The following is a 12,785-nucleotide window of genomic DNA, read 5'->3' as shown; positions in this document are numbered from 1 at the left end:
GGCGTCGGGGTGGGCGTCGGCGTGGTGGAGCCGGCGATGGCCGCCATCTCCGAGATGCTCGCCCAGGTGTTCACCGTGTTCCCATTGACGGTGACGCGCACGTAGCGGGCGTTCACCGTGGGGAAGGTGTAGCGCTCGAAGGACGCGGACTTGCCGGACGAGGCGCCGGCGTACGCCTGCGTGAAGTTGGTGCCGTCCGTCGACGTGGAGATGACGAACTTGCTGGTGCGCTCGGTCCCCTTGAACCACGCGATGTCGAGCGCGTTCAGCGCCTTCACCGCGCCCAGGTCACCGCGAATCCACTGCCCCACGCCATCGCTGGACCAGCGCGTGGCCAGGTTTCCATCGATGGCGCTCGCCGGCACGTTGCCGTCGTTCCCGCTGGCGGTGGCGGAAGTGAAGCCTCCGGCGGCCAGCGCGGGTGTCGCGACCGCGAACGCGGCCAGCGAGAGCGCGCCTACCGGCAAACGGAAGCGCTTCCATCCCCCCCGGGACGAAGTCAGGTGCTGTCGATTCAATTCACTACCTCGAGTGAGGCCGCGTGGAGCCACGACTCACCGGCCCGGATGGGACCCGACCGGAGCGCCGCGTTCCCCCCGCGGCGCGTTGGCTTCCATCCGCTGACCGCCACCCGAAGGCGCCCACGCCAGGTGCGAGAGGCGCCGTCCAGGCCATGGCCAGCGGCGTTGTCTACTCAACGTTCCGACTGCGGGCGAAAGTACCCTTTGAGCCGAAATGGAATTCCCAACGCGTTTGTGAATCGAGGCTCGCTCCCCCGGCCGAATCACGGACACACGGGGGAGCGCCTCTTCCGAATCCCGCTCAGCGCGCGTTGAAGCGCACGATGGCGGCGGCGGGGCCCCGCAGCTTCAGGACGCCGTCGCGCAGCGGCGCGGCCTCCACGGCGCCACCGAAGCGCGGCGCCTCGCTCCACAGCACCAGCTCGGCGCCCTCGGGCACGCGGTGCTCCAGCGTGCCGCGGACGGAGATGAGCACCTGCAGGCCCTGTCCGCCGTCGCGCCGCTCCAGCAGCAGCCCGTCCTGGCCCAGCGCGCGAGCGTCATACGTGCCCCGGCGCGGTGCCTTCAGCGCGGGCTCCGACGCGCGCAGGCGCAGCAGCTCGCGGTAGAGGGCGCGCACGCCCGCGTGCTCCGTCTTGTCCGCCTCGCTCCAGTCCAGCTTCGAGCGGTTGAAGGTGTCCGGCGCCTGCGGGTCCGGCACCTCGGCTCCGGCGAACTTCGTGAAGCCGGCGAACTCCTTGCGGCGCCCTTCCGTGACGAGCCGGCCCAGCTCCTCGTTGTGGTCCGTGAAGTAGAGGAAGGGCGTGCTCGCGTTCCACTCCTGCCCCATGAAGAGCAGCGGCGTGTACGGCGCCGTGAGGAGCAGCGTGCTCATGGCCCGGAAGGCCGCGGGGGACACGTCGTGCCCCAGCCGATCCCCGAAGGGACGGTTGCCCACCTGGTCATGGTTCTGGATGCAGAGGACGAAGCGCCACGGCTCCAGTCCCTCCGCCTTCGTGCCGCGCGCGTGGCCCAGGTTCTTCGACACCTGGCCCTCGTAGAACCAGCCCTGGCGCAGCGTGCGCGCCAGGTCCTCCATGCTGCCCGTGTAGTCCTGGTAGTAGCCCTCGCTGTCCCCCGCGAAGGCGCGCCGCATCTGGTGGTGGAAGTCATCCGCCCAGACGCCGTCCAGTCCGTAGCCCTCCGGCGCGGGACGCAGCAGCTTGCGCTCGTTGCGCTCGTCCTCGGCGATGACGAGCACCCGCCGGCCCGGCCCCGCGGCGCGGGCGCGCTCGGCGATTTCGGTGAGCAGGTGGGGCGTGCCCTCGTCGACGATGGCGTGCGCGGCGTCCAGGCGCAGGCCGTCCGCGTGGTAGTCGCGAATCCACATCTCCACGTTGGAGAGCACCAGCGAGCGCACGTACGCGCTGCCCTCGCTGTCGTAGTTCACCGCGTCGCCCCACGGCGTGTGGTGGCGGCCGGTGAAGTAGTGAGGCGAGTAGACGCGCAGGTAGTTCCCGTCCGGACCGAAGTGGTTGTAGACGGCGTCGATGAGCACCGCGAGCCCACGCGCGTGCGCGGCGTCAATCAGCCGGCGCAGGCCCTCCGGGCCGCCGTACGCGTGCAGCGGCGCGAAGAGGTCCACCCCGTCGTAGCCCCAGTTGCGCACGCCGGGGAAGGCGGCCACCGGCATGATTTCCAGCGCGGTGACGCCCAGTTCCTTGAGGCCCGGCAGCCGGGGGATGAGCGCCTCGAAGGTGCCCTCCGGCGTGGCGGTGCCCACGTGCACCTCGTAGATGACGAGCGACTCGGGCTCCAGGCCCTTCCAGCCCGCGTCCGTCCACTCGAAGTCCGGCACCACCACTTCCGACGGGCCGTGCACGCCCAGCGGCTGCGAGCGGGACCACGGGTCCGGGAAGGGGCCTTCTCCGTCCACGCGCAGCTTGTAGAGGGTGCCGGCGCCGTGGCCTTCCAGCACGCCGCCGAAGCAGTCGCCCGGCTCGGGCGCGAGGGGCACGATGCGTCCGGGCTGCCCCCGCGCGTCGTGAATCACCACCTCCATGCGTTGGTGTCCGGGTGCCCAGACGCGCCAGCGCACCTTCGGGCCTTCCTCCACCCACGCCCCCAACCGGGGCACCTCTGACCGTGTCTTCCGAGATTCGTCCGCGGGAACCATGTGGGTGTTCCTGTAATGCGCCAGCCTGCCTCCGGGGAGCGTTCCGCGCACCCCTGTTCCCAGGTCCCATCGGAGATGTTCACGGCTGGGCAGGCGCCCGGGACGAGTGGACACCGGAGGACGGTGGCCTCCCCTGCCCGCTCGCGCGCCGGTGGGGCACGGCCCTGTCACGGAGTGACAACCGCCAGACGGTTGCCGTGCCGCTCAGGGAGGAGCGCCCTGGGCCACCCAGTCGATGAGGGCCTGCTTCTCCGCCGCGGTGAGCGGCTGGCCCTTGGGCATGGGCGCTCCGGAGCATGCGGGGCTGCTGTTCGTCGCCAGCACCTTGTCGATGAGCACGCTCTGGGCCCGCAGCGGGCCGCACGTCTTCACGAGCAACGCGGAGGCACAGGCCCCGCTCGGCTGCTCCACCAGCTCTCCATGGGCGCGCCCCGAGGTGAGGTTGACGGGAGTGGAGGGGCTGGAGTGGCAGCCGGAGTTGCAGTTGCGCTCGAAGATGGGCTGCACGTGCGTGGCCAGGGTGGAGACGCGGGTGGCGAGCCCGAACCACGCGGGCGCGGAAGTGCCCCCGCCGGGCGCCGGGTTGGTGACCACGACGGAGACGGCCCCGGAGGCGGGCGCGGTGGCCACGAGCGCGGCGGGCACCGTCACCGCGAGACGCGTGGCGCTCTGGGCGGACACACTGACAGCGGTGCCGTTGAAGGTGACGCTCGCCCCGGGGCTGAAGTCCTGCCCCTCCAGCGTGAGGGTGAAGCCGGCGCCGCCCGCCACCATGCCACAGGGCGCGAGGGAGGCCACCCGGGGCGCCGGGTTGGGACGCACCACCGGGAAGTCGAGCGCGTTGCTGGTGCCCCCGCCCGGCGCGGGGCTCACCACGGTGACGGGGAAGCGGCCCGCCACCGCCAGGTCCGCCGACGTGAGGGTGGCGCTCAGCGCGCTCGCGCTCCGCACCTGCGTGGGCCGGGCGTTGCCGTTGAAGCGCAGCGTGGTGCCGGAGACGAAGCCTCCGCCGGAGACCTCCAGCGTGAGCGCGGTGCCGCCCTGGCTGCCCTCGGAGGGTGAGAGGCCCGCGAGCGTGGGGACGGGATTCGGGGCGACGAGCTGGAGCGTCACCGTGCCGCTCAGCGTGCCGCCGGGGTTGCGCACCTGCACGGAGTGGGCACCCGCGGCGGTGGCGGGCACGTCCACCTCCAGCCGGGTGGCGGCGCAGGTGGCGGGCGTGAGCGCGGCACCATCGAACAGCACGCTCGCCCGCGTGGGCGCGCAGTCGTAGCCCGAGCCGGTGACGGCCAGGCGGAAGGCCCTGCCCGCCTCGGCCGGCGAGGGCGAGAGGCCGGTGATGGTGGGGCCCTCGATGCGGGCGACGGTGAGCGGGCGCGTGGCGCTGGTGCCACCTCCAGGCGCCGGTGCGCGCACGCCCACCTGATGGACGCCGGGCGCGGAGAAGGTGGGCATCCGAGCGCGCAGCGAGGAGCCGCTCACCCATGCCGTGTCCAGCTCGGCGCCGTCCAGCAGGACGACCGAGCCCGCCGCGAAGCCGCCTCCGCCGAGCAGCAGGTCGAAGGGCGCGCCGTCCACGGCCACCGTGTCCGGTGTGATGACCTCCAGCACGGGCACGGGGTTGAGCACCCGGAAGGCCCGCTCCTCGCTGACGCCGCCATCCGGCGGGTTGACCACGCGCACGCGGTGCTCGGCGGCCTGGGCGCTGACGGCCGCGCCCACGGTGGCCGTGAGACGGCTGGCGCTGACGAAGCGGGAGGGCAGCGGCGCGCCGTCCAGCTCCACGCGGCTGCCGGCCTCGAAGCGCGCGCCCTCCAACTGGAGCGTCACCTCCGCGCTCCCCACCTCCACCGCGTCCGGCGAGACGCGAGCGAGCGATGGGCCGCCCGGCACCGGCTCCTGCACACCCGCGTCGGAGGAGGGCTCGGGCGCACCGGCGCAGATCCACGCCGCCACCTCCGCGAGCGCCGTGTCATCCAGATAGGGCCCACCCTCCGGCATCCGGTTGGGAGCGCCCTCCAGGAGCTTCGTGTAGAGCAGGCTGTGCTCGGGTGCGCCCGGCACCACCAGGGTGCGCGCGCCATCCACCGACGGACGCTGGAAGGTGACATCCCGGAGCTGCCGGGCGTTGGTGAAGGTCAGCCCCCCGGCGCCCGTGCCATGACAGCCCGAGCTGGCGCACCCGGTGGCCGCGCTCGCCGCGAAGTGGCGGGCGTACACCACGTCCAGCGAGGCGCTCGCGCCCGGCACGCACAAAGGAGAGCCCGACTCCGTGACGCGGGCCTCGCGCTGTTCGGTGCACCCTGTCAGGAGTCCGAGCGCGAGGACCCACCCTCTCCAGCGTGACAGTCCTTCGGGAAGGAACGGGAGCAGGCGGACAGGCGCGAGCACACGGCGATTCATGTCAGGAGGGAAGACTCTCCCCGCGTGTCCATGGCCACGCGTCCTGGCGAGGGCGGAAGAGGACGCTGGGTGGCCGTTTTCGCCATGGGCAGGTCTTCCGCACGACACATCACGGAAGGGGCCAGGCCGGTGCCCTGTCCGTTCCCCCAGGAGTATTCCTCCATGAAGACTCGCAACCTGTTCTCCTCGGCGCTGCTCGCCTTGAGCATGCTCGCGCTCGCCGCCTGCGGTGATGACACCTCCCGCGTCACGGTGAAGCTGACGGACGCCCCGGGCGACGACTTCGAGAAGGCCGTTGTCACCATCTCCAAGGTGTACCTCAAGGGCGACGGCGCCGAGGGCTCCGGCGAGGTGGTGCTGCGCAGCGAGCCCGTCACCACGGACCTGCTCACGCTGGCCAACGACACCGCGGACCTGGTGAAGGACGCGGAAGTTCCGCAGGGCACCTACCGCGAGCTGCGCTTCGTCATCTCCGGCGCGTACGTGCAGGTGAAGGAGGACGGCGTCACCCGCGTCTACGCCACGGATGACTACGAGGGCGTGCCCGCGGGCGTGAAGGTGGATGGCGAGCTGCAGATGCCCAGCCTGTCCACCTCCGGCCTCAAGGTGAAGTTCGCCAACGACGCGGACGTGGAGGTGACCAGCGAGCAGACGCAGAAGGTCATCCTCGTGGACTTCGACGTGGCGCAGAGCTTCGGCAAGGCGGCCGGCGGCTCGGGCCGCTGGGTGATGAGCCCCGTCATCAAGGGCGCGGACCTGGAGTTCTCCTCCAACGTCGTGGTGACGCTGAAGGCGGGCGCCGGCCTGGAGCTGCCGGTGGTGGGCGACACGCAGGTGACGCTGTCCGCCTTCAACGCCGTGCTCGTCAACGCCGAGGGCAGCCGCGAGCCGCTGGCCTTCACCGACGCCAACAACGACGGCACCTTCGAGGCCAACTTCAAGTTCCTCATCCCCGGCGCCTTCCAGGTGGAGATCGAGGGCCCCGCCGGCGTCAGCTTCACCACCAACCCCGGCATCCCGGCCAGCGTCACCGCGACCGGCGGCGCCGAGTCCCGCGCGGACTTCACCCTCACGTCCGTCGTCGAGCTCTAGCTCGCGGGACGCACGGCCGGCTCACGGTGCAGCAGGAAGGGCAGCGTGAGCCGGCGCAGTCCGGGCAGCTCCAGGTGGGTGAGCGCCAGCAGCGTGCGCCCATCCATCCAGCGCAGCTCGTCCACGAAGGGGCGCCACCGCCAGCCGGCCTCGCGCGGGTACTCCACCTGGAGCCCCAGGCGCCCGTCGGCTCGGGAGAGGCCCTCTCGCAGCAGCAGCGGCACCGACGGGCGCAGCCCGTCCCCACGGCGCACGAGGTTGACGCCGCCGTGCGCGCCCGCCGCGAAGTCCTTGCCCCACCAGCCCCGCATGCCCAGCACCGCCAGCAGCACCGGCGAGCCGAGCCGTAGCCACGCCGGGCCCACGAACTCGCCCCGGTAGCGGCCGGGCAGCGTCTCGCGCGAGGGGATGGGCAGGCGGGCGAACAGCGCTCTCCAATCGCGCAGCCGGGCCCGCTCCGGCACGCGTGGAATCGGAATCACGTCCACGGCGGTGTCCATGCGCGACACGCTAGGCAGCGCGGCGCCGGACGTCCCGGAGCGACTCCATGACTGGAGGGCGGCCAGGAGGACGGACGGCCGCTTCCGGGAAGCGACGGGCAGGTGACACGCGCCTTGTAGACGCTGCCTACCACCAGGATGATGCGTTCCTCCGCCCGCCCGGTGTCCCCGGGCGCGGTCGCAGTTCCATCCCTGGAGTCCCTTCGATGAGCATCGCCCGCCCTGGCCTGGAGCGGCCCCTTCCCCCGAGCGACGACGTGCGCGACCGCGTCGCCGCCATCGAGGTCCTCTCCCCGCGCGAAATCGACGCGCGCCTGTCGGACCTGGGCTACCGCGGGCAGTCCGAGGCGCGGCGCGCGGCCGCGGTGCTGGCGTACCGCCACCTGCGCCGCATCCGCCGCCTGCACCTGGAGGGGCTCGCCCCCGAGCCGGGCATGCGGGAGAACTGCCTGTTCCTGGGGCCCACCGGCTCCGGCAAGACGTTCCTCGTGGAGCTGCTGTTCCGCGAAATCCTCGCGGTGCCCACCGTGCTGGCGGACGCCACCCAGTTCTCCGAGACGGGCTACGTGGGCGACGACGTCAACACCCTGCTGTCGCGCCTGTACGAGGTGGCGGACAAGGACGCGGAGTGGGCCGCCTGCGGCGTCATCTGCATGGACGAGTTCGACAAGCTCGCCACCAGCCGCTCCGACAGCCGCTTCGCCGGGCAGCAGACCACCAAGGACGTCAGCGGCTTCGGCGTGCAGCGGAGCCTGCTGCACCTCTTGTCCGCCTCCCACGCGGACTTCCCGGCGGACTTCGGCTTCACCAGCCGCCTGCAGCCGGAGAACATGGACCTGGCCTGCATCACCTTCATCGCCTGCGGCGCCTTCAGCGGGCTGCGCTCCACGGCGGAGGGCATGGCGCGCGAGGAGCGGCTGGGCTTCGGCCGCGAGCCGCGCGCCGTCCAGACGGAGGCCATCGCCTCCAGCGTCACCCAGGAGCAGCTGGAGCAGACGACCGCCTTCGCCCGCTACGGCTTCATCCCGGAGCTCATCGGCCGCTTCAACCGGCTGGTGTCCTTCTCGCCGCTGGACGCCGCGACGCTGGGCGACATCCTCCAGCACAACGTGCTGCGCGCGTACGAGCGCGAGTTCGAGCAGGAGGGCCTGAAGCTGGTGGTGGAGCCCGCCGTGCGCGAGCACGTGGTGGCGCGCGCCCTCAAGCGTGAGACGGGCGCGCGCGGCCTGCGCACCACCCTGTCTCCCCTCCTGGAGGGCGCCGCGTACGAGCACTTCGGCCGCCAGGACGCCACCGGCACCGTGCGGCTGGTGATGGAGGGCGACACGGTGCGGGCGCTCGCGGAGTAGTACCGGCCGGCGCGTCGAGGGCGCGGTGGCGGCCCTCCTGTCACGCCGGGAGGGCAGGCCCGCCATTCATTCCGGGCCTGCACGCCTTACGGTTCTCCGAGGAGGGCCCGCGAGGCCGGAGGGCAGCACACATGCACCACACGCGAGAGATTCCCCGAGAGGGCTGGGCCGACTACCTCGCCCTGCTGAGCAACCTGGAGAGGGACCACTGGGTCCGCATCGAGACGGAGGGCCCGGACCTGGGAGACCAGACACTCGCCAGCCGGCTGCCGCTCATCGAGATAGCGCTCGAGGAGAAGGGCAGCGACCAGGGCGCCGTCGAAATCATCGTCGGCCGGCCGGGTGACGAAATCACCCACCGCATCCGGACGCCGGACCACATCTACGCCGACGAGAGCGAGAGCGGCGAGCTGGAGTGCCTCGACATCGAGGACTCGGACCACGTCAAGACGCTCATCTTCTTCGAGCAGGTGAGCGCCACCGACGAGGTCCCCATGGGCGCGCCCATGTGAGGCGTGCGCACGGGCGACCGCGCGCGAAAATGACGAGGCCGGAAGGCACCCCCTTCGTGAAAGGGGAACCCTCCGGCCGAAGGCCGTGCGGCCCGCCGCGACTCAGGTGGCGGCGGGTGCATCAGCCGTGTGCGCCGTGATTACGGGTACAGCGCGCGGGCGCCGGTCTTGTCCAGGCTGGTGAGGATGAGGTCGCCGGTCTGCGTGCCGTTGCACTGGGGGTAGTGCATGACGGAGGCGCGGTCGTACGAGGTCAGCGCGCGCCAGTTGGCGTCCTCGTAGCAGCCGCTCGCCGTGGAGCGGGTGTGCTCGTGGCGGAAGCCCAGGACGTGGCCCAGCTCGTGGCGCATGATGCCCGCCAGCGTCCAGGGCGCGATGCTGCCGAAGGAGCTGGAGTCCACCAGGACGTTGCGGCTGGAGCGAGCGGAGTTCGGGAAGAACGCGCGCGCCAGGTAGGACTGGCCGCTCACCATGCGCACGTCGAACAGCACGCCCGTCTGGGTCGCGGTGCAGTTGCTGTCGTAGGTGGTGCTGTGAACGAAGTTCACGTTCGCGGTGGCCTCCCAGGCCGCGGTCGCGCTGTTCATCGCGGTGACCATGGCGGACTTACGGGTGCCGAAGCTGGTGGTGCTGATGCAGTAGGTCAGGTTGCGAGCCTGGGTGGTGCTCCACTTGATGTCGGAGCCGCTGATGGAATAGACGGCCAGGCCGCCCTCGCTGCTGCCGGTGTCCTTGGCGATGTTCTCGTCGAAGAACTCCTTCAGCTGCTCCTTCGAGTCGAAGGCCATGTCGCCGTCGATGATGTACTTGCCCTCGACGTCCTGGAAGGCGTTCGCCTGGAACTCCTCCCACGACATCGTGGGGGCCTGCGTCTCGGAGGCCTCGGGGCCACCGCACGCGGTACCGAGAAGGGCCACACCAGCCATCAGCGCAACGGAGCGGAACTTGAGCATCGGGAGTTTCCTCTGACACCAACTGCGGGGGACGCGCCGTCGCCTGGGTTCACCAGCCGCGACCGGCACGCCCTGGCCTTGAGCAAGTGATGGGCCAGAGGGTGCTTCAGAGGGACGAAAGCTGAATCCGCTCCATTACCTAGACTATTCGCAGTCCAGGGTCCGCGCGTCAGGGTGTAAACTTCCATGACAACGCCTGTGCCAAATGGGCCACGGCACTGGACAATCACCCGCGACAGCAGGGCGTTCCAGAAACGGACAGCGATGTCTTGAAATCAGTCACCCGCACCGCGGTCACGGAAACCCCCGGACTCGGGAGTGCGACGCGCACGGACAGCGGGGCTGGGTCATTCAAGATACTCGCCCCTTCATTGGAGCGTCAACCATTTGGAGCGACAATTTCTTGGAGTACCAAGTTCTCGACAGGATGCGCCTGGTGCGCGGCAACGCCAGCGCATCACGCCACGAGCGGCCCCGAGAATCCCCGCGAGGCCACCCGTGGCGCGGTGACGTCCCCGCCGCGCCGTCTCAGGCGGTGGGGGCGTCAGCCATGTACGGCGTGATTACGGGTACAGCGCGCGAGCGCCGGTGCGGTCCAGGCTGGTGAGGACCAGGTCGCCCGTCTGGGTGCCGTTGCACTGGGGGTAGTGCATGACCGAGGCGCGGTCATAGGCGGTCAGCGCGCGCCAGTTGGCGTCCTCGTAGCAGCCGCTCGCCGTGGAGCGGGTGTGCTCGTGACGGAGGCCCAGGACGTGGCCCAGCTCGTGGCGCAGCACGCCCGTCAGCGTCCAGGCGCCGCCGCCGCTGTAGGCGCTGGTGGAGATGAGGATGTTGCGGCCCGAGCGGGCGGAGTTCGGGAAGAACGCGCGCGCCACGTAGGACGTGGTCGTGGTCATGCGCACGTCGAACAGCACGCCCGCCTGGGACGCGGTGCAGTTGCTGTCGTAGCTGGTGCTGTGAACGAAGTTCACGTTGGCGGTGCCCTCCCAGGCCGCGGTCGCGCTGTTCATCGCGCTGACCGTGGTGCTGTAGCGGCTGCCGAAGCTGCTGCTGCTCACGCAGTAGGTCAGGTTGCGCGCCTGGGTGGCGGTCCACTTGATGTCGCGACCACCCGAGTAATAGACGGCCAGGCCGCCCGCGCTGCTGCCGGTGTCCTTGGCGACGTTCTCGTCGAAGAACTCCTTGAGCTGCTCCTCGGAGTCGAAGGCCATGTCGCCGTCGATGATGTACTTGCCCTCTTCATCCTGGAAGGAGTTCGCGCGGAACTCCTCCCACGACAGCGCGGGGGCCTGCGTCTCGGAGGCCTCGGGGCCACCGCACGCGGTACCGAGAAGGGCCACACCAGCCATCAGCGCAATGGAGCGAAACTTGAGCATCGGAGATTTCCTCTGGAACTACTGCGGGGGACGCGCCGCCGCCTGACTCTCACCAGCCGCGACCGGCGCGCCCGGCCCTTGAGCAAGGCCCAGGCCATGAGCGCCCTCAGAGGGAGGAAAGCAGAAATCGCGGTATTCCCTGGAGTGCCCGCACTCCAGGTTCCCGGACCCAGAGTGTAAATCCACGTGACATGTCGCTCGCCAAGTGGGCGACAGCATTGGACATTCACCCCGTACGGCGGGGTGTCCCAGAAACACACGGGGCTGTCTGGTAATCAGTCACCCGCCCGGGCGTCGCGAGCACCCCGGGAAATGTCGGGGGCGCGACACACACGGACGGCGAGTGTGGGTCAACCAGATTACTGACTCAGACAGACTGCGTCAATCCATCGACGCAATGCGCCCGGAATTTCCACAACTCCAGTGCACCGCGCCATCCGGAGGACCCGCTGAATTTCGAAACGGCCACACGGAGGCGTCAGGGGGGCGCATTTTCGGGGTGATGTCCCCGCCGCGCGCTCTCAGGCGGCGAGGACATCCAGCCCGAAGTGCTTCGACTACGGATACAGCGCGCGAGCGCCGGTCTTGTCGAGGCTGGTGAGGATGAGGTCGCCGGTCTGCGTGCCGTTGCACTGGGGATAGTGCATGACGGAGGCGCGGTCGTACGAGGTCAGCGCGCGCCACGCACTGTCCTCGTAGCAGCCGCTCGCCGTGGAGCGGGTGTGCTCGTGGCGGAAGCCCAGCGTGTGGCCCAGCTCGTGGCGCATGACGCCCGCCAGCGTCCAGGGCGAGATGTTGCCGAAGGCGCTGGTGGACACGAGGATGTTGCGGCTGGAGCGAGCGGAGTTCGGGAAGAACGCGCGCGCCAGGTAGGACGTCGTCGTGGTCAGGCGCACGTCGAACAGCACGCCCGCCTGGGACGCGGTGCAGTTGCTGTCGTAGGTGGTGCTGTGGACGAAGTTCACGTTCGCGGTGGCCTCCCAGGCCGCGGTCGCGCTGTTCATCGCGGTGACCATGGCGGACTTACGGGTGCCGAAGCTGGTGGTGCTGATGCAGTAGGTCAGGTTGCGCGCCTGGGTGGCGCTCCACTTGATGTCGCGACCACCCGAGTAATAGACGGCCAGGCCGTCCTCGCTGCTGCCGGTGTCCTTGGCGACGTTCTCGTCGAAGAACTCCTTGAGCTGCTCCTCGGAGTCGAAGGCCAGGTCACCGTCGACAATGTACTTGCCCTCCTCGTCCTGGAAGGAGTTCGCGCGGAACTCCTCCCAGGTCAGCTCGGGGGCTTGCGTCTCGGAGGCCTCGGGGCCGCCGCACGCGGTACCGAGAAGGGCCACACCAGCCATCAGCGCAACGGAGCGAAACTTGAGCATGGGTGATTCCTCTGAACCTGACCACGGGGGACGCGCCGTCCATCGGGTGACTCCACCCGCCATGGCCCGGCGCGCCCTGGCCTTGAGCAACCCCCGGGCCAACACGCCGCCTAGAGGAGAAAAACCCGAGCAGACCGCATTGCTTGGACTACCAACAATCCACCGATGGAACGAAAACTGTAACGTGTCTTAACGTTTTGACCTCAAAGCATCTGAAATCACGAGGGTTCCCTCCCACGCGCGCGGGTGTTCTGAATCCGGGCAGGCTGTCCGCGGATGGAGCAACCGGCGCGGGCCGCTCCGAGGGCCGAGGTCGACGCTGAACGGTCCGGGCGCGGTGGGGGGAGAGCGGACATCGCCGGACCCGCGCGCGTGATAGGCGGGAGGGACCTGCCTCTCTCTCTATGGAACTGCTCGACCTGCCCGCCTGGATGGAAGCGGCGTGGCCGCATATCGCGGGCGTGCTGACGGTGCTCGTCAGCGTGCTGGCCAGCGCGCACGCGGTGCTGCACAAGCGGGACGTGCGGGCGGCGGTGGGCTGGGTGGGGGTGGCG

The 12,785-nt window shown here is 70.3% G+C and carries 10 protein-coding genes; 3 read left to right on the top strand and 7 right to left on the bottom strand.

The annotated features are described in order from the left end of the window. From HG543_RS43790 to HG543_RS43780, 3 genes are all read right to left on the bottom strand, one after another. Positions 1 to 467: discoidin domain-containing protein (locus tag HG543_RS43790; protein ID WP_246357728.1), on the bottom strand; the 467-nt coding region annotated here is incomplete at its 3' end. Between the two features lie 355 nt (positions 468 to 822). Further along, positions 823 to 2,676 carry a malto-oligosyltrehalose trehalohydrolase gene (gene treZ / locus HG543_RS43785; RefSeq protein WP_169350899.1) on the bottom strand — a complete coding sequence of 618 codons (1,854 nt, stop codon included), beginning with the start codon at positions 2,674 to 2,676 and terminating at the stop codon, positions 823 to 825. Between the two features lie 204 nt (positions 2,677 to 2,880). Beyond that, positions 2,881 to 5,079, bottom strand: a complete 2,199-nt coding sequence (locus tag HG543_RS43780) for a choice-of-anchor Z repeating domain-containing protein (RefSeq protein WP_169350898.1) — start codon at positions 5,077 to 5,079, stop codon at positions 2,881 to 2,883. Between the two features lie 162 nt (positions 5,080 to 5,241). Between HG543_RS43780 and HG543_RS43775 the strand changes: the two genes are divergently transcribed. Beyond that, complete coding sequence (locus HG543_RS43775) at positions 5,242 to 6,171, top strand: DUF4382 domain-containing protein (RefSeq protein ID WP_169350897.1); 930 nt, start codon at positions 5,242 to 5,244, stop codon at positions 6,169 to 6,171. Here HG543_RS43775 and HG543_RS43770 read toward each other — a convergent pair. Further along, entirely contained in the window at positions 6,168 to 6,671 is a 504-nt protein-coding gene (locus HG543_RS43770; RefSeq protein WP_169350896.1) for a hypothetical protein, read from the bottom strand. The two genes, HG543_RS43775 and HG543_RS43770, sit on opposite strands and share 4 nt — an antisense overlap. A 206-nt stretch (positions 6,672 to 6,877) precedes the next feature. Here HG543_RS43770 and HG543_RS43765 point away from each other — a divergent pair, with 206 nt between their 5' ends. Continuing rightward, positions 6,878 to 8,020: an AAA family ATPase gene (locus tag HG543_RS43765; protein WP_169350895.1), complete on the top strand. Its 1,143-nt coding sequence runs from the start codon at positions 6,878 to 6,880 to the stop codon at positions 8,018 to 8,020. A 131-nt stretch (positions 8,021 to 8,151) separates the two neighbouring features. Further along, positions 8,152 to 8,532, top strand: coding sequence for a DUF5335 family protein (locus HG543_RS43760; protein WP_169350894.1), 381 nt, complete (start codon positions 8,152 to 8,154; stop codon positions 8,530 to 8,532). 140 nt (positions 8,533 to 8,672) lie between these two features. Here HG543_RS43760 and HG543_RS43755 read toward each other — a convergent pair whose 3' ends face one another. The 3 genes from HG543_RS43755 to HG543_RS43745 all read right to left on the bottom strand — a co-directional run bounded on the left by HG543_RS43755 (position 8,673) and on the right by HG543_RS43745 (position 12,231). Continuing rightward, positions 8,673 to 9,485, bottom strand: a complete 813-nt coding sequence (locus tag HG543_RS43755; RefSeq protein WP_169350893.1) for a M57 family metalloprotease — start codon at positions 9,483 to 9,485, stop codon at positions 8,673 to 8,675. A gap of 563 nt (positions 9,486 to 10,048) precedes the next feature. Further along, entirely contained in the window at positions 10,049 to 10,861 is an 813-nt protein-coding gene (locus HG543_RS43750) for a M57 family metalloprotease (RefSeq protein ID WP_169350892.1), read from the bottom strand. A 557-nt stretch (positions 10,862 to 11,418) separates the two neighbouring features. Beyond that, the gene (locus HG543_RS43745) at positions 11,419 to 12,231 is read right to left on the bottom strand and encodes a M57 family metalloprotease (RefSeq protein WP_169350891.1); all 813 of its coding nucleotides are present in this window, start codon (positions 12,229 to 12,231) and stop codon (positions 11,419 to 11,421) included. Between the last annotated feature and the right edge of the window lie 554 nt (positions 12,232 to 12,785).

This window comes from Pyxidicoccus fallax (assembly GCF_012933655.1).
Taxonomy (GTDB): domain Bacteria; phylum Myxococcota; class Myxococcia; order Myxococcales; family Myxococcaceae; genus Myxococcus; species Myxococcus fallax.
This window is presented reverse-complemented; position numbering and strand designations above follow the sequence as displayed.